The sequence below is a fragment of the Mammaliicoccus sciuri genome (genome assembly GCF_025561425.1).
GTDB lineage: Bacteria > Bacillota > Bacilli > Staphylococcales > Staphylococcaceae > Mammaliicoccus > Mammaliicoccus sciuri_A.
Map to the genome: position 1 here is coordinate 1,182,565 of NZ_CP094824.1, position 22,558 is coordinate 1,205,122.

20 protein-coding genes and 1 pseudogene are annotated in these 22,558 nt (G+C 32.7%); 18 read left to right on the forward strand and 3 right to left on the reverse strand.

All coding sequences use genetic code 11. From position 1 onward, the window contains the following. The first annotated feature begins 10 nt into the window (after positions 1 to 10). The 9 genes from smc to rplS all read left to right on the forward strand — a co-directional run bounded on the left by smc (position 11) and on the right by rplS (position 8,924). A complete protein-coding gene (gene smc / locus MUA60_RS06185; RefSeq protein ID WP_262650262.1) occupies positions 11 to 3,577 on the forward strand; it encodes a chromosome segregation protein SMC in 3,567 nt (1,188 codons plus the stop codon). Then, complete coding sequence (gene ftsY, locus MUA60_RS06190) at positions 3,574 to 4,749, forward strand: signal recognition particle-docking protein FtsY (protein ID WP_262650264.1); 1,176 nt, start codon at positions 3,574 to 3,576, stop codon at positions 4,747 to 4,749. The genes smc and ftsY overlap by 4 nt, the downstream gene beginning before the upstream one ends. Next, a complete protein-coding gene (locus MUA60_RS06195) occupies positions 4,736 to 5,071 on the forward strand; it encodes a putative DNA-binding protein (protein WP_025905303.1) in 336 nt (111 codons plus the stop codon). The genes ftsY and MUA60_RS06195 overlap by 14 nt, the downstream gene beginning before the upstream one ends. A gap of 12 nt (positions 5,072 to 5,083) precedes the next feature. Then, positions 5,084 to 6,448: a signal recognition particle protein gene (ffh, locus tag MUA60_RS06200; RefSeq protein WP_262650265.1), complete on the forward strand. Its 1,365-nt coding sequence runs from the start codon at positions 5,084 to 5,086 to the stop codon at positions 6,446 to 6,448. A gap of 192 nt (positions 6,449 to 6,640) precedes the next feature. Continuing rightward, complete coding sequence (gene rpsP / locus MUA60_RS06205; protein WP_016910739.1) at positions 6,641 to 6,916, forward strand: 30S ribosomal protein S16; 276 nt, start codon at positions 6,641 to 6,643, stop codon at positions 6,914 to 6,916. A gap of 13 nt (positions 6,917 to 6,929) precedes the next feature. Next, entirely contained in the window at positions 6,930 to 7,157 is a 228-nt protein-coding gene (locus tag MUA60_RS06210; RefSeq protein WP_262650266.1) for a KH domain-containing protein, read from the forward strand. A gap of 65 nt (positions 7,158 to 7,222) precedes the next feature. Next, positions 7,223 to 7,723 (forward strand): ribosome maturation factor RimM, encoded by a 501-nt coding sequence (rimM, locus tag MUA60_RS06215; RefSeq protein WP_126476473.1) that lies wholly within the window; start codon positions 7,223 to 7,225, stop codon positions 7,721 to 7,723. After that, entirely contained in the window at positions 7,723 to 8,445 is a 723-nt protein-coding gene (gene trmD, locus MUA60_RS06220) for a tRNA (guanosine(37)-N1)-methyltransferase TrmD (protein WP_262650267.1), read from the forward strand. Before rimM ends, trmD begins: the two co-directional genes overlap by 1 nt. A 128-nt stretch (positions 8,446 to 8,573) precedes the next feature. Continuing rightward, positions 8,574 to 8,924 carry a 50S ribosomal protein L19 gene (rplS, locus tag MUA60_RS06225; RefSeq protein ID WP_025905308.1) on the forward strand — a complete coding sequence of 117 codons (351 nt, stop codon included), beginning with the start codon at positions 8,574 to 8,576 and terminating at the stop codon, positions 8,922 to 8,924. Positions 8,925 to 9,067: 143 nt separating this feature from the next. Here rplS and MUA60_RS06230 read toward each other — a convergent pair whose 3' ends face one another. From MUA60_RS06230 to MUA60_RS06240, 3 genes are read right to left on the reverse strand one after another with little or no spacing between them, the layout of a single operon-like run. After that, the gene (locus MUA60_RS06230; protein WP_316964809.1) at positions 9,068 to 9,295 is read right to left on the reverse strand and encodes a YfhO family protein; all 228 of its coding nucleotides are present in this window, start codon (positions 9,293 to 9,295) and stop codon (positions 9,068 to 9,070) included. Then, on the reverse strand, positions 9,279 to 11,669 hold the full coding sequence (locus MUA60_RS06235; RefSeq protein WP_262650268.1) for a YfhO family protein: 2,391 nt from the start codon (positions 11,667 to 11,669) through the stop codon (positions 9,279 to 9,281). The genes MUA60_RS06230 and MUA60_RS06235 overlap by 17 nt, the downstream gene beginning before the upstream one ends. A gap of 18 nt (positions 11,670 to 11,687) precedes the next feature. Continuing rightward, complete coding sequence (locus tag MUA60_RS06240) at positions 11,688 to 12,617, reverse strand: glycosyltransferase family 2 protein (RefSeq protein WP_262650269.1); 930 nt, start codon at positions 12,615 to 12,617, stop codon at positions 11,688 to 11,690. Positions 12,618 to 12,689: 72 nt separating this feature from the next. Here MUA60_RS06240 and ylqF point away from each other — a divergent pair, with 72 nt between their 5' ends. The 9 genes and pseudogenes from ylqF to xerC all read left to right on the forward strand — a co-directional run bounded on the left by ylqF (position 12,690) and on the right by xerC (position 22,549). Further along, positions 12,690 to 13,574 (forward strand): ribosome biogenesis GTPase YlqF, encoded by an 885-nt coding sequence (gene ylqF, locus MUA60_RS06245; RefSeq protein WP_106417618.1) that lies wholly within the window; start codon positions 12,690 to 12,692, stop codon positions 13,572 to 13,574. After that, entirely contained in the window at positions 13,555 to 14,331 is a 777-nt protein-coding gene (locus tag MUA60_RS06250; RefSeq protein WP_262650270.1) for a ribonuclease HII, read from the forward strand. Before ylqF ends, MUA60_RS06250 begins: the two co-directional genes overlap by 20 nt. 104 nt (positions 14,332 to 14,435) lie before the next feature. Further along, on the forward strand, positions 14,436 to 15,602 hold the full coding sequence (sucC, locus tag MUA60_RS06255; protein WP_025905313.1) for an ADP-forming succinate--CoA ligase subunit beta: 1,167 nt from the start codon (positions 14,436 to 14,438) through the stop codon (positions 15,600 to 15,602). Between the two features lie 17 nt (positions 15,603 to 15,619). Next, positions 15,620 to 16,528, forward strand: a complete 909-nt coding sequence (sucD, locus tag MUA60_RS06260; RefSeq protein WP_025905314.1) for a succinate--CoA ligase subunit alpha — start codon at positions 15,620 to 15,622, stop codon at positions 16,526 to 16,528. A gap of 178 nt (positions 16,529 to 16,706) precedes the next feature. Beyond that, a complete protein-coding gene (locus tag MUA60_RS06265; RefSeq protein ID WP_262650271.1) occupies positions 16,707 to 17,606 on the forward strand; it encodes a nuclease-related domain-containing protein in 900 nt (299 codons plus the stop codon). A 165-nt stretch (positions 17,607 to 17,771) separates the two neighbouring features. Further along, positions 17,772 to 17,954, forward strand: a pseudogene (locus MUA60_RS06270) (DNA-processing protein DprA); the annotation flags it as partial. 88 nt (positions 17,955 to 18,042) lie between these two features. Next, positions 18,043 to 20,115 carry a type I DNA topoisomerase gene (gene topA, locus MUA60_RS06275; protein WP_262650273.1) on the forward strand — a complete coding sequence of 691 codons (2,073 nt, stop codon included), beginning with the start codon at positions 18,043 to 18,045 and terminating at the stop codon, positions 20,113 to 20,115. A 185-nt stretch (positions 20,116 to 20,300) separates the two neighbouring features. Continuing rightward, on the forward strand, positions 20,301 to 21,605 hold the full coding sequence (trmFO, locus tag MUA60_RS06280; protein ID WP_025905318.1) for an FADH(2)-oxidizing methylenetetrahydrofolate--tRNA-(uracil(54)-C(5))-methyltransferase TrmFO: 1,305 nt from the start codon (positions 20,301 to 20,303) through the stop codon (positions 21,603 to 21,605). Positions 21,606 to 21,667: 62 nt separating this feature from the next. After that, complete coding sequence (gene xerC, locus MUA60_RS06285) at positions 21,668 to 22,549, forward strand: tyrosine recombinase XerC (RefSeq protein WP_262650274.1); 882 nt, start codon at positions 21,668 to 21,670, stop codon at positions 22,547 to 22,549. The last annotated feature ends 9 nt before the right edge of the window (positions 22,550 to 22,558 follow it).

Genomic DNA, 22,558 nt, shown 5'->3' on the forward strand with positions numbered 1-22,558 from the left:
GGGGTAGTTTATGGTTTGTTTAAAATCAATAGATGCATATGGATTTAAATCTTTTGCTGAACATACACATGTAGACTTTGATAATGGTGTAACAGCTATTGTCGGCCCAAATGGTAGTGGTAAAAGTAATATTACGGATGCTATAAAATGGGTTCTCGGTGAGCAATCAGCAAAAAGTTTACGTGGATCTAAGATGGAAGATGTCATCTTTAATGGGTCGAAAGAACGTAAAAAGTGCCAATATGCAGAAGTAAAATTAACATTGGATAATCATTCAAGAAAATTAAATATAGATGAAGATACAATAACAGTTGAACGCCGCTTATATAGAAATGGTGACAGTGAATATTATTTAAATAAAGAACGAACACGCTTAAAATCAGTCCTTGATCTATTTTTAGATTCAGGTCTTGGTAAAGAAGCTTTTAGTATTATTTCTCAAGGTAAAGTTGATGAAGTATTAAATGCTAAACCTAGTGATAGAAGATATCTCATAGAAGAAGCTGCTGGCGTATTAAAATATAAAAAACGTAAAAAAGAAGCGACGCAAAAATTAGACGAAACAGAACAAAATTTAAATCGTGTTGAAGACATTGTATTCGATTTAGAAGCTAGAGTTGAGCCACTAAGAGAAGAAGCTGCGATTGCTGAAGAGTATATTGCTTTAAAAGAAGAAATGAAAAAGAGTGATATTACTGTAACGGTATATGATATTGAAAGTTTAAATAAAGATTTTAAAAAGCTTGAACAAGAAATTGAGCATTTTCAATATCAAAAGGAACAAAAAACAAATGAATTAGACGCTATGACATTTGAATTAAATGAAAAGAAAAAATCGAGAGATCAGATTTCTAATCAAATTCAAAATGATAACAAGGCTTTAGTTGAAGCGACTGAATCATTAGAACGATTTACTGGTCAATTAGAAGTCTTAAAAGAACGTCAAAAAAATAGTGATGCGACAAATGAAAGACTTGAAGAAGAAAAGCAAGCTTCTCAAACGAGAATTAACAAAATTACTGAACAAATTAAAGAAATTGATGTGGAATTGAAAGAATTTAAAGATAGATATCAAGCATTAGTGCAAGAAATTAATGGACTTGAAGGTCAATTATCGAATCAAGAAGGTACATTTGAAGAGAAAATTGAACAACTGAAAAATCGTTATTATCAACTAATGACAGAGCAATCAGACATTAATAATGATATTAGATTTTTAGAAGACAAATTAGCAACACATCAAGAAAAACAATCAAGATTAGATGGCAGACAAAAAGAAGTATACGAAGAACTTCAACGTGTTTGGGAAGATAAAGCTTTATATACAGAAAAGTTACAATCTGTTGAAAAAGAAATTCAAGAAACAACTGAAAAATATAAAGCTGACCATAAGTTGTTAAAAAGTAAAGAACAAGCATATAAAGATACGGAATCAAAACTGTATCAAGCGTATCGTTATACAGAACAAATGAAGACACGTATTAATACGTTAAAGAGTATGCAAGATGAATACTCTGGATTTTATTCTGGTGTTAAACATGTGCTGAAAGAAAAGTCACTCAATGGTATTGAAGGTGCAGTTGCTGAAATTATCGATACACCTTCGAAATTGACAACAGCTATTGAAATAGCGCTAGGTGCTTCTTTGCAACACATTATTGTACAAGAAGAGAAAGATGCGCGATTAGCGATTAAATATTTAAAAGATAAAAAGCTAGGCCGTGCTACATTCTTACCAATGAATGTGGTTAAAAAACGATTTATACCACAATCTGTTATCGAGCAAATTAATGATCAACAAGGCTTCATTACAGTAGCTTCTGAAGGTGTTAAATATGACGAGAAATATCGAAATACTGTAGAGCATTTGTTAGGTAGTACAATTATTGCTAAAGATTTAGAAACTGCCAATCAACTTGCGAGGTTAATTCAGTTCAAGCATAGAATCGTGACACTTGAAGGCGATGTGATTACGCCAGGCGGTGCTATGACTGGTGGTGGCAAAGAGAAGAAAGCAAGTTTGTTATCACAAAAAGATGAACTGAAAACGACTGAAGATAAGTATCAGAACTTTATGCAACAAACAACTCAAATTGAGGAGAATGTTAAAGCATTAAAACAAGAAGTTCAAAATATCGAACAGTCCTTAACTGAAACGCAAGAAAAAGGTACTGAATTAAGAGCTAAAGAGCATGAAGTAACATTGCAATTAGATGCGGTATTAGCTAAAGAAAAACGATTGAAAGACGAAAATGAAACGTTTGAATTTGAAAAAAATGATGGCTATAACTTTGTGAAAGGTCAAGAAACATTACAAGAAAAGCAAAATAAACTTGTAACGATTAAACAAGATATAGAGAAAATTGATAACGAAATCAATCAATTAAATGCATCTCTTTCACATAGTAAAGATAGCGAAAAAACAATTCAAAATACATTAAATGAAAAACGTTCGAATCTTGCCGTTGAAAAAGAACGAAATCGTTTGAAAGAACAAGACAAAAAACGACTTAAAGAAGATTTAAACGAGTATGAACATACGTTAACTAAGATTAATGACCAAATTGAATTAATCAATTCTGATGATTATATGGGTAGCGGTCAATTTGAAAAAGTCGAAAGTCAAATTCAACTATTTACAGCTAAAAAGCAAGAAATAGAAACGAAAATGATGGATGATCAAGATAAATATAAATCTATTCAAGAAGAAATCGAGCAAATAGAGCGCGATACGCAATCTATGCATCAAAGTATTTCTGGTTTAGAAACAGGCTTACAAGATATGGTTAGTAAGCATTCGAAAATAGATATTATGATTGAGCATCAATTGACACATTTAAATGAAACGTATCAATTAACTTTTGAAAAAGCACAATCATTGTATGAAATGCCTGAAGATATTTCAGAAGCAAGAAAAACTGTTAAATTAACGAAAATGTCTATAGATGAACTTGGACATGTAAATTTAAATGCGATTGAACAATTTAAAGAAGTTAATGAAAGATATACATTCTTAAGTGATCAAAGAACAGATTTATTAGAAGCAAAAGAAACATTAGAACAAGTCATATTAGAAATGGATGGCGAAGTATCGACTAGATTTAAAGAAACATTTGACGAAGTGAATCATCATTTTGGACATGTGTTTAAATCACTCTTCAATGGTGGACGTGCTGAGTTACAACTTACAGACAAAGATATTTTAGATGCAGGAGTTGAAATTGTCGTACAACCTCCAGGTAAGAACAGACAATACTTATCATTACTGAGTGGTGGGGAACGTGCGCTATCTGCTATTAGTTTACTCTTTGCAATATTAAAAGCACGTACAGCGCCTTTTGTAATTCTAGATGAAGTTGAAGCTGCATTAGATGAACAAAATGTCATAAGATATGCAGAATATTTAGATCAACTTAAAACAGAAACTCAATTTATCGTCATTACACATAGAAAAGGTACAATGTCATACGCGGATAGCTTATATGGTGTTACAATGCAAGAAGCGGGCATTTCTAAACTTGTGAGTGTTAACTTAAAATCAATTAAAGAAGAAGAATTGGAGGCATTACAATCATGAGTTTTTTTAAACGATTAAAGGATCGATTCTCTCCTAGTGAAGAAAAAAACAAAGAGATTGAAAACCAAGAAGAACAACCAGTCCAAGACTTAGAACCTGAGTCTAATGAAAAAGAAAATCCTGAAGCGGTTCAGTTTGACGACGGCTTAATGTCATTAGATGAGTTTGAAGAATGGGAATCAGAACAACTTGGTGCGAAGTTCAAACAAGGATTAGAAAAATCTAGAGAGAACTTCCAAAATAAATTAAATGATTTATTAGCTGTTTATCGTAAAGTTGACGAAGATTTCTTTGAAGCATTAGAAGAAATGTTAATTCAAGCAGATGTTGGATTTAACACAGTTATGGAACTTGTTGATGAGTTACGTATGGAAGCTAAACGCCAAAATATTAGTGAAACATCTGAATTAAGAGAAGTCATCGTTGAAAAAATAGTCGAAATTTATGTACAAGATGATGAAGATATTGATCGAATGAATATTGAAAATGACCGATTAAATGTTATATTAATGGTTGGTGTTAATGGTGTCGGTAAAACGACGACTATTGGTAAATTAGCACACCGTTATAAACAAGAAGGTAAAAAAGTCATGTTAGCAGCTGGAGATACTTTCCGTGCAGGTGCTATTGATCAATTGAAAGTATGGGGAGAACGTGTTGGCGTAGAAGTTATTAGTCAAAAAGAAGGTTCTGACCCAGCAGCAGTTATGTATGATGCTGTAAATGCCGCTAAAAATAGAGGTGCTGATATTTTAATTTGTGATACGGCAGGACGATTACAAAATAAAGCAAACTTAATGAATGAATTACAAAAAGTTAGAAAAGTTATTGATCGTAACGTACCTGGCGCACCTCATGAAGTGTTATTAGCATTAGATGCGACAACTGGACAAAATGCATTATCTCAAGCTAAGTCATTTAAAGAAGTGACACAAGTTACAGGTATCGTATTAACGAAACTTGACGGAACAGCAAAAGGTGGTATCGTGTTAGCGATACGTAATGAATTACAAATTCCAGTTAAATTTGTAGGACTCGGTGAAAAACTTGATGACTTACAACCATTTGATGCAGAAAGCTATGTTTATGGATTATTTGCAGATATGATAGATGCGAATGAATCTGTTGAAAATACTACTACTGAAGAAGCTGATCAAAATGACGGAAAATAATGAACTTATAAAAACAATGAGAATGAATTACTTATTTGATTTTTATCAAGGTTTATTAACTGAAAAACAACGCAATTATTTAGAGTTATATTATTTACAAGATTATGCACTAAGTGAAATTGCAGAGACATTTCATGTGAGTCGACAAGCAGTATATGATAATATAAAACGAACAGATGAATTATTAGAAGAGTATGAAACGAAATTACAACTCTTTAAAAAATTTAAAGAAAGACAATCTATTATTGATGAATTAAAAAGATTGTCAGGAGATAATCAAGAACTTAATCAGGCGATTGAACGCTTAGAAATTCTTGAATAGGAGGAGAAATTTATGGCATTTGAAGGGTTATCCGAAAGACTTCAAGCCACGATGCAACGCATCAAAGGTAAGGGTAAAGTTACAGAGTCAGATATTAAAGCAATGATGCGTGAAGTACGATTAGCATTATTAGAAGCAGACGTTAACTTTAAAGTTGTTAAATCTTTTGTAAACACAGTATCTGAGCGCGCGTTAGGTGCAGATGTTATGCAATCTTTAACACCAGGACAACAAGTCATCAAGATTGTTCAAGATGAATTAACAACTTTAATGGGTGGAGAAAATAGTAAAATTAACATGAGCAGTAAACCACCTACTGTTGTAATGATGGTCGGTTTACAAGGTGCAGGTAAAACAACAACTGCAGGTAAATTAGCATTATTAATGAGAAAAAAATATAACAAAAAACCATTACTTGTTGCATGTGATATTTATAGACCAGCTGCAATTCAACAATTACAAACTGTTGGTAAGCAAATTGATATACCTGTATATACTGAAGGCGATCAAGTAAGTCCGAAACAAATTACTGAGAACGCGTTGAAATATGCGCGTGAAGAACATTTAGACTTTGTTATTATCGATACAGCAGGTCGTCTGCATATTGATGAACCATTAATGAATGAACTTGTAGACGTTAAAGAAGTATCTAAACCAGATGAAATTATGCTTGTTGTAGACTCTATGACAGGTCAAGATGCTGTAAATGTTGCAGAATCATTTGATAATACATTAGATGTAACAGGTGTAACATTAACTAAATTAGATGGTGACACACGTGGTGGTGCAGCACTTTCAATCCGTTCTGTTACTGAAAAGCCAATTAAATTTATTGGTATGAGTGAAAAGCTAGATGGACTTGAATTGTTCCATCCAGAACGTATGGCATCTAGAATTTTAGGTATGGGTGACGTATTAAGTTTAATTGAAAAAGCCCAACAAGGTGTCGATGAAGAAAAAGCTAAAGAATTAGAAAAGAAAATGAGAACATCTTCATTTACGTTTGATGATTTCTTAGAACAATTAGAACAAGTTAAAGGTTTAGGTTCGTTAGATGATCTGATGAATATGATTCCAGGTGCAAACAAAATGAAAGGCATGAAAAATGCTAACATGGATCCTAAACAAATCGATAATGTTCAAGCGATTATCCGTTCTATGACTTTAGAAGAAAGAAATAATCCTGACATTTTAAATGTTTCTAGAAAACGTCGTATTGCTAAAGGTTCAGGTCGTTCTTTACAAGAAGTAAATAGATTGATCAAACAATTTGGCGATATGAAGAAAATGATGAAACAATTTACAGGAAGCAATAAAAAAGGTAAAAAAGGTAAACGAGGCGGAAATCCTTTCCAAGGCATGAACTTACCATTCTAATAGAAGCGTGACGCATCTATAATATAGAGCAAAGTTATGGCAGCTATCTTTAAGTGATAATGCCAGCTTTGCTCTCTTATTTTGCATGAAATTTAAATTGGTAAAGAGAAAACACTTTACAAACAATTTATATCCTGTTATAGTATTTACTTGTAGAAAAGAAATTATAAATGAGTAAGGAGTTTTTTAAACATGGCAGTTAAAATTCGTTTAACACGTAAAGGGTCAAAAAGAAACCCATTCTATCGTATAGTAGTAGCAGATGCACGTTCTCCACGTGATGGTCGTATTATCGAACCAATCGGTACTTACAATCCAGTTGCTAAACCAGAAGCAGAAATCAAAGTTGACGAAGAGTTAGCTTTAAAATGGTTAGCTGACGGTGCAAAACCTACTGATACAGTTCGTGATATCTTATCAACTCAAGGTATCATGGAGAAATTCCATAATTCTAAACTTTCTAAGTAAAGCGTAGATTATATTGGAAAAATTAATACAAACAATTATAGTACCGCTCGTAGATTATCCGGAGAACATCAATATATCTAAAGATGAACAAGATTCTAGCATTACGTTCAATATAGACGTTCATGAAGAAGACATTGGCAGAATTATTGGTAAGAAGGGCAGAATGATTAAAGCAATTCGTACAATTCTGTCTGGTTCAATGAACGAGCAAGGCAAGAAAGTGTTTGTAGAAGTTAATTAAGAGTACCTAATTGGTGCTCTTTTTTATGTTAATAATGAAAGAAACAGTTGAGGAGGCACAGCTCAATGAATGTTGAAATAGGCAAAATTGTTAATACACATGGTATTAAAGGTGAAGTGAAAGTATTATCAGATTCTGACTTTACCGATGAACGATTTCAAAAAGGTCAACTTATTACAGTTAAGAAAAATAATGAATCATTTTCATTTACTATAGCATCACATAGAATCCATAAGAATTTTCATCTATTAACGTTTGAAGGCATTCATAACATCAACGATATCGAACATCTAAAAGGTTCTAAAATTTATCAAGAACAATCAAATGAAGCGATTGAACTTGAAGAGAATGAATACTATTATTCAGATATTATTGGTTGTACAGTGTTTGTTGAAGAAGAAGCGTTAGGTAGAGTAATTGAAATTATGGAAACAGGTGCTAACGATGTATGGGTCGTTAAGGGAGATAAAGAATATTTAATTCCTTATATTGAAGATGTTGTTAAACATGTTGATGTTGATCTGAAGACTATTAAAATTGAACCATTAGAAGGTTTATTAGACTGATGAAGATTGATTATTTAACACTGTTTCCAGAAATGTATGAAGGTGTACTCAATCATTCCATAATGAAACGAGCACAAGATAAAGAAATTGTTCAATTTAATACAGTGAATTTTAGAGATTTTGCGAATAATAAACATTCACAAGTTGATGATTACCCTTATGGTGGCGGACAAGGTATGGTTCTTAAACCAGAACCTGTATTCAATGCACTTCGTTCATTAGATAAAGATGAAAACACGCGTGTGATTTTAATGTGTCCACAAGGTGAACCATTCACACAAGCGAAAGCCGAGTCTTTATCTGAAAGTGATCATATTATTTTTATTTGTGGTCATTATGAAGGCTATGATGAGCGTATTAGAGAACATTGTGTAACGGATGAAATATCGATTGGGGACTTTGTATTAACAGGTGGAGAACTTGCAAGCATGACAATGACAGATGCAATCGTAAGACTATTACCAGGTGTACTAGGCAATCAAGTATCACATGAAGATGATTCATTTTCATCTGGATTATTAGAACATCCTCAATACACAAGACCAGCAGATTATGAAGGCTTAAAAGTACCAGATGTATTATTATCTGGGAATCATGCAAACATTGAAAAATGGAGACATGAACAATCATTGTTAAGAACACAACAGAGAAGACCAGATTTGTTAGATAGTTATCCATTAACAGAAGCGGATAAACGTTTCTTAAATGATAACAAAAAATAGATTGAATTAACTTGTGCAATGTGATATATTGATATAAGTGTGTGAGCACAAATTCACTATGATCCGCTGCTAGCATTTATATGAAACAATTACATTGGGCAAGAACATAGTCAGAAGGAGAGAATATAATGAGTAATAATAAGTTAATCGAAGCAGTAACAAAAGACCAATTACGTACGGATATTCCAACATTCCGTGCTGGTGACACTTTAACTGTACACGTACGTATCGTTGAAGGTAGCCGCGAACGTATCCAAGTGTTTGAAGGTGTAGTTATTAAACGTCGTGGTGGCGGAATTTCTGAAACGTTTACAGTTCGTAAAATTTCTTACGGTGTTGGTGTTGAGCGTACATTCCCTGTACACACTCCAAAAATCGAGAAAATCGAAGTTAAACGTCGCGGTAAAGTACGTCGTGCGAAACTTTACTACTTACGTAGCCTACGTGGTAAAGCTGCTCGTATTAAAGAAATTAGATAATATAAACCTTGGCATTGCTTGCTAAGTGTTTAAGTGATTAGGACATGTATCCTGACACAAAATAAATAAGCATATCACTGAACTGATTACTCAGTTGCTGGTGATATGCTTATTTTTTATTTACTAAAATGAATCGAATATATTTAGGTTTGCTGCTTTGAATTCACTTTTCTTGTGAAGACAATACTTAAAATAATTGAAACAATTGAAACCAAGATCATCGTTTTAAAATAGGGTGGGTGATACGTGATTTCTATATCTTTGTCTTGTTGTTCTATATCAATACCTGTCATAATGTGATTAACCTTATGAATGGCTTTATCTTTACCGTCTACTTTAGCTTTTAAGCCTTCTCTATACGGTATATTGATGACTGCGGTCCCTTTTTTTGTGTTCTTTTAAAGATATATTAATTTTCCCGTTTGTTTCATGGTAAGTATAACGCTTCTCTTTATGAGCTTGCTTCAATGTTTGATAATTTTCACCATATAAACCTTGTAACTGTAATTTATATTTTCCATTCGTTAATGAGATAAATATTTTACCATCTTTAGGTACTGGCACACGATAAAGTAAATCATCTTGATTCATGCGATATTTCGAATCTTGGAAGAGACGATTATTTGGATAATCATTTACTTGAATCGTAAAGTTTGATTGCGGTAATTCACGTTCTGAATGTAACATCAAATATAAATCTTGATATTGATTCGTTAACTTTTCAGGAAGCTGAATCGTTAAACCATCTCCATTTTGAGGCACGGTCAACATATTGTGTTGATAATCCGCATCACGCGTTGTAATGGTCGTTTGGTTTAGTAGATTCGGTGCTTTGTTTATTTCTGAATTAACTTTACTTTTATCTGTTGTAACAACACCTTTTATCATGGCATGTTCAAGATCTAATGGATTATCAATATCATGGGCATCATAATATTGATCGGTTACTTTAACAGCAGGTAATGGTTGCTCGTTTTCTAATATTTGATATTTGCCATCGTCTTGAATTAATTTAAAGTTTGCTGGCGATGATTTCTGGTACGATTTCTTCATTATATACTTTGTTGACCAAAGGCTGTATAAGTTAGATCGATCTTGCATATCGCTATAACGACTTAATGATTCATTCTGTAGATTAACTTTTGCATCTTCAAAAAGATATTGATTCAAACCACCATCAAATATACTCGAGTATAAACTAAGACCTTTAAAATGTTGATACATAGGTGTGTTGTCTTGTGTTAATACGCGCCATCCTAATCTTTCATCAGGCTTCAATTGTTGGTTTAAATGTGATACATGACTTCGTTGTAAACCACTATCAAACGTACTTGCTTGAATAAAGAAATTATTCGCACGTCTTTCATGATCATCGTGATAGATTTGGTTCTTACTGTGATCTTTTGAAACTAAGAAAGAAGTTAACAAAATCATTGTCGCAAATACAAGTGTTAATAAACGTGTAAAACGCTTTATGGTTAATACGAGCAATCCTATTATAAATAGAATAGGTACCATCCAAATCCAACTGACATAATCTTTAGTTATATAATAACTTGAAAAGATAACAACAAAACCTGGTATAGCCGTGATGATATATTGCTTGATACTGATCGATTTAAAGTAATATACGTAACTCGCAATTAAACCACTAGAAAAGAACGTTAATAAATAGTGCCATCTTTTTTGTGGAGCAGAAAAGCCATTAAAAATACTATCTACATAAGGTATGAAACTCGCTATCATTAAGATAATCGTGAAGATACTAAATAATCTATAATAATAATGTTTGTAAAGCTTTATTGTTAAAAGCGCCTGAATGGCTATAAAAAGTACAACAATTAAATAATTGTCATAGAATATATTGTCGTGTTTATTAAAGTTAGACAGTAATGGAATCGTTCCATTATAAATTGCACGATTATTTCCAATGAAACTATGGGCAGAGTGGAAGAATATAAATAAACTACTTCCAAGACCAAGTATACTCGCTACTACAAGTAATTTAAGTTGTTGCATTCTTGGTACGATATCAGCCTTATGTTGAAAAATAAATCGATAGAAAAAGTAAATGAGTCCTGTTAAAAATTGATAGTATGCAAAATAAAAGTTATTGATAAACGTTAAGGCAACGATTAGGATAAACATGCCTATTTTTTTATCTTTTAAAAATCTTTCAATACTGAATAATAATAATGGTAATAGCATAAAGACATCACTAAAGAATGGCCAATATACAGTAAACCTAAAATAAATAGGAGAAACTGCAAATAGAAAAGCAGCAACTATTGAAGCAGTTCGATTTAAGCCAATCTTCTTAACATATAAAAAGGTAAAACTCATAATTAAAAATGACTTTACGATTGATAAGACAATGGCATTCTGAGCCCAAAATAACATATGGTCCGTATTGAAATGAAAGATAAATGAGCCTAAGCAAATAAAAATAACATTTATAATGAACAAAATATTCGTAGAGAAGTAATAAGACAAATCCATAAACATATCTCCACCAAGACCTAAATCAGTTGAATAGAAAAATGTTCCATGTGTCCAATGTTCATATAAATACATTTGAATTGGTACCATTTGTTCGATACCATCATTTGGACCAGTGAAAATAATACCATCTTTAAAATAGCGGTATAGTATATAACTATGACCTAAAATGGCTAATATACCGAAAAGCAAAATGTATTTGAAAATAGCGTTGTTATTTAAAAATGTTTTTATTTTATTTATCATTTGATTCACCTATATGTGTTATTCGTGAGATTTAAGGTTTGTTTGTTGAATAATATATTTTGGTCTATCTTTCGTTTCATAATAAATACGGCCAATGTATTCACCTATAACACCTAAACTAAATAATTGAAGACCGCCCAGGAATAAAATGGCGGAAATAATTGTGAAATAACCAGGTTCTTCGATGCCATGAATCATAATATTTATAAATGTAATTAAAATATATAGAAGACAGATAAACATTGTAATACCACCAAAATAAAAGCATAGTCGAAGCGGTTTATTATTAAAACTAACGATACCATCTATTGCGTAATCGATTAATTTAAAGTTGGAATATTTAGAACGTCCTTGATTTCTATCTAGATGATCATATGTAATAGTTGTCTTATTAAAACCAACCCATTCAAATATACCTTTAGAGAAGCGATTATATTCTGTCATTTTAATGATAGACTCAACAACTTCTTTAGATATTAAGCGAAAGTCACCTTCACCGCTTTTTAATTTAACATCAATCATTTTTCTAGATAATTTATAGAAAATTTTAGCTGGGATTCTTTTTAAAAATGACTCTTTGTCGCGATTGCGTAATGCGACGACTTGTTGATAGCCTTCAAGGTGTAATTCAATCATTTGTGGGATTATCTCAGGTGGGTGTTGAAGGTCTAAATCCATGATGATAACAGCATCGCCTATGCTGTGCTCAAGGCCACAATACATAGCAGATTCTTTGCCGAAATTTTTAGAGAAAGATATGTATTTAACATGTTCGTCTTTTTCTGATAGTGTTTGAATTAAATTTAGTGAAGCATCTGTAGAACCACCATCAACAAAAATGATTTCGAATTGATGAGGCAAATTTAAAAAGACGTTTGATACTTTTTCATGTAAAATAGAGATGTTAGTTTCCTCATTATAAAGAGGAACTATAATTGAAATAAACATAACAAACCTCCTATATAGATATGGTTAATATATCATATTTCGATAGTTTAAGATAAGAAAGGATAAATATAAATGACAATTCAATGGTTTCCAGGTCATATGGCCAAAGCGAGACGCGAAGTAACAGAACAATTAAAAATGGTAGATGTGGTATTCGAATTAGTCGATGCACGTATTCCGCTATCTTCAAGAAATCCAATGATTGATGACATTGTTAAACAAAAACCTCGTGTTGTAATACTTAATAAAAAAGATATGTCTAAACAAAGTGAAACAGATAAATGGACGCAATACTTTAAAAATCAAGGCTTTTTCCCAGTTCAAATTGATTCGAAACATGGTAAGCATTTAGGTGAGCTTATGAAAGCTGCACAAGCTGCTACTAAAGAAAAATTTGATAGAGAAAAACGTAAAGGTCTTCGTCCGAGAGCAATTAGAGCTATGATAGTTGGTATTCCGAATGTAGGTAAATCCACACTTATCAATAAATTAGCCAAAAAATCAATTGCTAAAACAGGTAATACACCGGGTGTAACGAAAAAACAACAATGGATTAAAGTAGGCAAAGAATTAGAATTGTTAGATACACCAGGGATTTTATGGCCGAAATTTGAAGACCAAACAATCGGTAAAAAGCTAAGTTTAACAGGCGCAATTAAAGACAGCATTGTACATTTAGATGAAGTTGCGATATATGGATTAAACTTTTTAATCGATTATGATCCAGAAAAATTAAAACAATTTTATCAAATTGAATTACCTGAAGACGGTGACGTTATTGGTTTGTTCGATCAAATAGGTAAAAGAAGAGGCATGTTAAAACGTGGTAACGAAGTAGATTATGAGTCTGTTACTGAGTTGATTATTAGAGATTTACGTAATGCTAAAATTGGTCATTACTGCTTCGATATATATGAAGAAATGAAGGATGGCATGCATGAAACAGAAGAGCATTAAAGAAATTGTTGAAGAGATTAATCAATTTTTAACGATTCAAGAAGTTGAAGCATCACCTTATAACGAAGATGAACGTAAAGGCGTTCAAAATGCTTTAAGCAAAAGAATCAAGCAGTTAGAAAAAATAGAACAACTTCACCATAAATATATTCAAATGAATCAATATGAAAAACAAGTATTAGACTTAAACAAAGATGCTGTTATTTGTGGAATTGATGAAGTAGGGAGAGGTCCACTTGCAGGCCCAGTCGTAGCAAGTGCGGTCATTCTTGAACAAGACCATCAATATTTAGGCATTACAGATTCGAAAGCTTTATCACAAGCTAAACGTTCTTATTTCGAACAAGAAATATATAATCGTGCACGTTCAGTAGGTATTGGCATTGCTACAGTTGAAGAAATTGATGAACTTAATATATATGAAGCAACAAAGGTAGCGATGCAACGAGCAATAGACCAATTGTCAGTTAAACCAGATCACTTATTAATAGATGCGATGAAGCTAGATAATGGCATTCCACAAACATCTATTATAAAGGGTGACTTAAATAGTGTTTCTATAGCAGCAGCGAGTGTGATTGCTAAAGAATATCGTGATAAGTTAATGTCTCAATACCATAATGATTATCCTGGATATGATTTTGATAAAAATAAAGGATACGGCACAAAAACACATTTAGAAGGTCTCGAAAATTATGGTATTACACCTATACATCGTAAAACTTTCGAACCTATCAAATCAAAAGTGAAATATTAGTCTAACAATTCGTAAAATTGGACTCTCCTTGTTTACAATAACGCTTACATTTTCTATAATTGAGAAGTAAGCAAACATTATTGTATGTATTAGGAGGATGGAGAATGAATATCCATGAGTATCAAGGTAAAGAGATTTTTCGCTCTATGGGCGTAGCTGTACCTAATGGTTCAGTGGCTTTTTCACCTGCTGAAGCAGTAGAAAAAGCGAAAGAATTAGATTCAAATGTATATGTTGTTAAAGCGCAAATCCATGCTGGTGGACGTGGTAAAGCTGGTGGCGTTAAAATTGCTAAATCAATTGATGAAGTACGTGAATATGCTAAAGAATTATTAGGCAAAGTACTTGTTACACATCAAACTGGCCCTGAAGGTAAAGAAGTAAAACGTCTTCTTATCGAAGAAGGATGCGATATTCAAAAAGAATATTACATTGGGTTCGTTATCGATAGAGCTACAGACAGAATTACTTTAATGGCTTCAGAAGAAGGCGGAACTGAAATTGAAGAAGTTGCTGCAGCAACACCTGAAAAAATCTTCAAAGAAGTGATTGATCCTGTTACTGGATTAATGCCTTACCAAGCTAGAAGAATAGCATTTAATATTAACATCCCTAAAGAATCAGTTAACAAAGCTGTTAAATTAATGATGTCTTTATATAATGTGTTTGTAGAAAAAGACTGCTCAATTGTTGAAATTAACCCACTTGTTACAACAGGTAGTGGTGAAGTATTAGCTCTTGATGCAAAAGTAAACTTCGATGATAATGCTTTATTCAGACATAAAGATATCGTTGAAATGCGTGATTTAGAAGAAGAAGATGAAAAAGAAATCGAAGCTTCTAAATACGACTTATCTTATATCGCGCTAGATGGAAACATCGGTTGTATGGTAAACGGAGCTGGCTTAGCTATGGCTACGATGGATACAATTAATCACTTTGGCGGTAATCCGGCTAACTTCCTTGACGTTGGGGGCGGCGCAACAAAAGAAAAAGTTACTGAAGCATTCAAAATCATCTTAGGTGATTCACAAGTAGAAGGTATCTTTGTAAATATCTTCGGTGGAATCATGAAATGTGATGTCATTGCTGAAGGTATCGTAGCTGCTGCTAAAGAAGTTGAATTAGATATGCCTTTAGTTGTAAGACTTGAAGGTACTAATGTTGAACAAGGTAAACAAATCTTAAAAGAATCTGGTTTAGCAATCGAGCCAGCATCTATCATGGCTGATGGTGCTCAAAAAATTGTTAAATTAGTTCAAGAACGATAAGAAAGGCGGAGAGTTACGTGAGTGTATACATCGATAAAAATACAAAAGTATTAGTTCAAGGTATTACGGGTGCAACAGCACTTTTCCATACTAAACAAATGCTAGAATACGGTACTCAAATCGTTGCTGGGGTAACACCTGGTAAAGGTGGGCAAGTTGTTGAAGGTGTACCAGTATTTAACACTATAGAAGAAGCAGTCGCTGAAACTGGCGCAACTGTTTCAGTAATATATGTACCAGCTCCATTTGCGGCTGATGCAATTATTGAAAGTGCAGATGCTGAATTAGACTTAGCTATTTGTATCACAGAACATATTCCTGTTATTGATATGATTAAAGTTAAGAGATACTTAGAAGGTAAGAAGACACGCTTAGTAGGACCAAACTGTCCTGGTGTGATCACTGCAGATGAATGTAAAATTGGTATTATGCCTGGTTACATCCATAAAAAAGGTCACGTAGGCGTAGTTTCACGTTCAGGTACATTAACATATGAAGCGGTTCATCAATTAACTCAAGCAGGTATCGGTCAAACGACAGCTGTTGGTATTGGGGGAGACCCAGTTAATGGTACAGACTTCATTGATGTATTAAAAGCATTTAATGAAGACGACGAAACATATGCAGTTGTTATGATTGGTGAAATCGGTGGTACAGCTGAAGAAGAAGCAGCTGAATGGATTAAAGCTAACATGACAAAACCAGTAGTAGGATTCATTGGTGGTCAAACAGCACCTCCAGGAAAACGTATGGGTCATGCTGGTGCAATTATTTCAGGCGGTAAAGGTACCGCATCTGAAAAAATCAAAACTTTAAATGACTGTGGTATTGATACAGCAGATACACCATCTGTTATCGCTGAAACACTTATAAACCGCATTAAAAAAGAAGACGGTTTATATGAAAAATGTCTAACAGTTAAATAATAACCATATATATAAGTACAGTGTCTTTCTTCAATAGAAAAGCACTGTGCTTATTTGGTGTTTAAATTTATATATCCCACTAATGAACTAAATTTTAGTTTGTTAGTGGTTTTTTTGTAGACAATATTAAATGCATAAACTATAATATATGTAAAATATTAACAAACAGGAGTGAGGCATGAATCACAACAATGAAACAGCATATGTAAATGCACTACCATCAAGATTAAATGAAGACAGTCATGATTTTGAAATCATGAATAAATTTAAAGGTTATGAAGGCGAACAAATAGTAGAAAATCTACTAAAGCAACAACATCAAATTGTGTTTAGTCATAATCTTGAATTTGTATCTTCAAATGCAGTACAAATAGATTTTTTAATCATACATAACAGTCATATAAGTATATTAGAAGTTAAACACTACTATGGTGATTTCGAAATCTATGACAACTATATAAAGAATTCTTACAATAAACGTTACACATCACCATTTGTACAATTATACAAAGCTAAAAATACCCTCCAATCAATACTTCAAGAAATGAATCTAAACCTACCAATAAATCACTATTTAGTATTTTCAAATCCCACATTTACACTAAGAAACCACATACCTAACCGCTCGCAAGTACTATTGCGCTCAGAATTCTATAAATTTCCAAAGCTATTTCAATCTCAACAAATCGATAAAGATAATCAAATACTTCAGCAAATTATAGCTAAGCAGCAAATATTTTCTCATAGATTTAAACCAGTCGAAAGAGTTGCTTTTAATAAGATAACTAAAGGTATTAAATGTCCAGAATGTAAAAAGTTACATACTATTATAATTGAAGAAAAGAAGAAGATTATACCTTGTAAAAATTGTTTGAAAACTTTTAGAAGAGTGGAACTTTACTATTTCAACATAATAGAACTAGGCATAATAAAAGGAAAAGAAGGATTTATAATACCAGAAGCAGTTGAATGGTGTGAGGCAAATAATGTTCAAACTGTAAAAAGAATATGCAATCAACATTTTAAGAGTAAAGGTCAAAGGTATAAGACGTATTACTTAGAAGAATTTAGTAGGTGATGCGGTGCTAACGATCAAGACTGAGAAAAAAGATCGTTAGAAATTCTAACGTCCAAGAAACCAAAACAAGATCGTTAGCCGCCCGCCCAAAACAGAAAAAATCTACATTATAAGAGGTGTACATTTATGAATGATTATCAACAAACAATTTTAAAACTAATATACAGTGGTTCTTTAATCACGATAGACTTGGCATTGGAACAAAATAGAAATGTATATTGTTGCCCAGGCACGATTTTTCAATCTTTAAGTAAAGGCGGCAATAATAGAATAAAAGAAGGTGCCAAGCTCGTACAAAATGCTCAAGATATCATTGAGGATTATTGTATATTTACTAAGCAAAAATAAATTTTATAAAATGTTTTAATTGACAAAGCTGAATTTATCAGTTTATCATTTACATTTGTAATCAATAGAATAGCAAGGGGGACTTACTTTGGCAGAAAATCTTGTCATCGTTGAATCGCCCGCAAAAGCAAAAACCATTGAAAAATATTTAGGAAAAAAATATAAAGTCGTTGCATCTATGGGGCATGTTAGAGATTTACCTCGTAGTCAAATGGGCGTAGATGTTAAAAATAATTATGAACCTAGATATATTACGATTCGCGGCAAAGGGCCAGTTGTAAAAGATTTAAAACGCTATGCAAAAAAAGCAAAAAACGTTTATCTCGCAAGTGACCCCGACCGTGAAGGTGAAGCAATTGCGTGGCATTTAGCACATATATTAGATATAGATGAAAATAAAAAATCAAGAGTCGTATTTAACGAAATCACAAAAGATGCAGTAAAAGATAGCTTTAAGCATCCTAGAGAAATAGAACATGAATTAGTTGATGCACAACAAGCGAGACGTGTACTTGATAGACTTGTTGGGTATAACATTTCTCCAGTGTTATGGAAAAAAGTTAAAAAAGGTTTGTCAGCAGGTCGTGTACAATCTGTTGCATTAAGACTCGTTATAGATCGTGAAAACGAAATTAATAATTTTAATCCAGAAGAATACTGGACAATTGAAGGTTTATTTAAACATAAAACTAAAACATTTAGTGCGAAGTTTTTACATGAGAAAAGTAAACTCGTTAAATTAAAAAATGAAAAAGACGTACAAAAAATTACAACACAATTAGATGGGGATAAATTTGAAGTTACGCAAGTTACTAAGAAAGAAAAATTAAGATATCCTGCGAAATCATTTACAACTTCATCTTTACAACAAGAAGCATCACGTAAGTTGAATTTTAAAGCTAGAAAAACAATGATGTTAGCACAACAATTATACGAAGGTATAGATTTGAAAAAACAAGGTACTGTTGGTTTGATTACTTATATGAGAACGGACTCTACACGTATAGCTGATAGTGCTCAAGCTGAAGCAGCATCATTTATTGAAAAAGAGTATGGTAAAGAGTATTTATCTAAAGCAAAGGCAGCAAAAGGTAAACAAGGCGCACAAGATGCCCATGAAGCTGTTAGACCGACAAGTGTGGAACGTACACCAGATCAGATGAAAACATTCTTATCTAGAGATCAATATCGATTATATAAATTGATTTGGGAACGTTTTATGGCAAGTCAAATGGCACCTGCTATTGCTGATACAGTTGCGGCAGATATTACACAAGGCGATTTGAAATTCAGAGCAAATGGTCAAACAATCAAATTTAAAGGTTTCATGAAAGTATACGTTGAAGCTAAAGATGATACTGATGAAGAAAAAGAAGGTAAATTACCACCGTTAGAAAAAGGTGATATCGTTACGGCTGAGAAAATCAATCCAAAACAACATTTCACTCAACCACCACCACGATACACTGAAGCACGCTTGGTTAAAACTTTAGAAGAATTAAAAATCGGTAGACCTTCAACTTATGCCCCTACAATCGATACGATTCAAAAACGAAACTACGTAAAATTAGACCAGAAAAGATTTGTACCTACAGAGTTAGGAGAAATCGTACATGAGTCAGTAAAAGAATACTTCCCTGAAATTATAGATGTTGACTTTACAGTTAACATGGAAACATTGCTAGATAAAGTAGCAGATGGTGAAATTGAGTGGAAGAAAGTCATAGATATGTTCTATGAAAACTTTAAAATCGATGTAGCAAGAGCAGAAGAAGAAATGGAGAAAATTGAAATCAAAGATGAACCAGCTGACGAGGATTGCGAATTATGTGGTTCACCAATGGTTTATAAAATGGGCCGATACGGTAAATTTATGGCTTGTTCAAATTTCCCAGATTGTAGAAATACAAAAGCAATCATTAAAACGATTGGCGTTAAATGTCCTAAATGTAAAGAGGGCGAAGTTGTCGAACGTAAATCTAAAAAGAACAGAGTATTCTATGGTTGTTCAAGATACCCAGAATGTGATTATACATCATGGGATAAACCTTTAGATCGTTCATGTCCTAAATGTGAAACAGTACTTGTTGAACGTAAAAAAGGAAAATCAGCTCAAGTTATATGTCCAAATTGTGACTATAAAGAGCAAGAACAAAAATAGTTATAATACAGTGCAAAAAGTTATTTTAATGATAACTTTTTGCACTTGTTTTTTGATTTAATGTTTTAATAGTAAAACGTCACTAATTTTTAAAATTTATCATCACTTTATCATTTGATTAAATTCAGATTTGTTATACAATTCAATATGGAATGAAAAATTCGAAAATCAAGGAGGTATAAATAATGACTTCAATAAATGTTATCGGTGCTGGATTAGCAGGTTCAGAAGCGGCATATCAAATTGCCAAGAGAGGATTCAATGTTAATCTATACGAAATGAGACCGGTAAAACAAACACCAGCGCATCATACAGATAAATTTGCAGAACTTGTATGTTCTAATTCCCTAAGAGGTAATCAATTAACAAATGCTGTCGGTGTCTTAAAAGAAGAAATGAGACAATTAGATTCATTAATTATAAAAGCAGCAGATAATGCGCGTGTACCAGCGGGAGGTGCACTAGCTGTCGATCGACATGATTTTGCGGGATACATTACAGATACGCTTAAGAATCATCCGAATATTACTGTAAAGAATGAAGAGATTACTGAGATTCCTGACGGACCAACAATTATTGCAACAGGTCCTTTAACGACAGAAAGTTTAACGAAACAAATTATGAATATTACAGGTGAAGAACAACTGTACTTCTATGATGCAGCTGCACCAATTATTGAAAAAGAATCTATTAACATGGATAAAGTATATTTGAAATCACGCTATGACAAAGGTGATGCAGCATACTTGAATTGTCCAATGACTGAAGAAGAATTCAATACTTTTTATGATGCACTCATAAATGCTGAAGTTGTGCCATTAAAAGAATTTGAAAAAGAAATTTATTTTGAAGGTTGTATGCCATTTGAAGTAATGGCAGAACGTGGCAAAAAAACTTTATTATTTGGTCCTATGAAGCCTGTAGGTTTAGAAGATCCTAAAACTGGTAAAAGACCATATGCAGTTGTTCAACTAAGACAAGATGACGCAGCTGGAACGTTATATAATATTGTAGGTTTCCAAACACATCTAAAATGGGGCGCGCAAAAAGAAGTTATTTCGCTTATACCTGGATTAGAAAATGTTGATATCGTACGATACGGTGTGATGCATCGAAATACATTTATTAATTCACCAAACGCGCTTAAAGAAACGTATCAATTAAAATCAAGAGAAGATTTATTCTTTGCTGGTCAAATGACAGGTGTAGAAGGATATGTTGAAAGTGCAGCAAGCGGATTGATTGCAGGAATTAATGCAAGTAAACTCGTTTCAGGTCTTGATCCAATTGTTTTCCCTCGAGAAACAGTAATCGGAAGTATGGCTTATTACATTACACATGCGAATAATAATAAGAACTTCCAACCAATGAATGCGAACTTTGGTTTGTTACCTACATTAGAAAAACGTATTAAAGATAAGAAAGAACGTTATGAAACACTTGCAAATCGTGCATTAAAACATTTAGATTCATTTAAAGTAATGCTTTAGTAAATTATTTTAAGATTTTTTAGAATTGTGATACAATTCAGATAAAATGGGAGGAATGAGTTATGCTACATACAATTGAACAACAGTTTGTTGATATGTTAACTTATGAAAAACATTTTTCCACCCATACTTTAAATGCATATCAACTTGATTTGAATGAATTTAATGATTTTTTACAGTCAGAACATTTATCCTTAGAATCATTTGAATATAAAGATGCAAGGAGATACCTTGCGTTTTTGTATGATAAAGGACATAAAAGGACGAGTGTTTCGCGTAAAATTTCTACATTAAGATCTTTATATCAATATTGGATGAGTGTTGATAGCGATATTCAGAATCCATTTATTCAACTTGTACATCCAAAAAAAGAACATCATTTACCAAGTTTTTTCTATGAAGAAGAAATGGAAAAGCTATTTAAAACACTTGATGATGGTAAAAAAACGAATATAAGAGATCGCGTCATTCTTGAGTTGCTTTATGCGACAGGTATTCGAGTGTCAGAATTAGTTCATATTCAAATGAGTGATATTGATTTGAATTATGCATTTGTCAAAGTGCTAGGTAAAGGGAATAAAGAACGTATCGTCCCTTTTGGAGAGTATTGTCAAAGTGCAATCGTTGACTATATTGAACAGTTTAGAAGTCAGGTGCATTTAGATCATGATTTCTTGATAGTAAACATGAGAGGTAAACCTATAACTGAACGTGGTGTAAGGTATGCGCTGAACGAAATTGTTAAGAGAACGCAAGGTGTGTATCACATTCACCCTCATAAATTAAGGCATACTTTTGCGACGCATTTGCTAAATCAAGGAGCCGATATGAGAAGTGTTCAAAGTTTACTGGGACATGAAAGTTTATCAACGACAAGTCAATATACACATGTTACAAAAGATCAATTAAGAAAAGTATACTTATCAGCACATCCACGTGCGTAAAGGAGATTT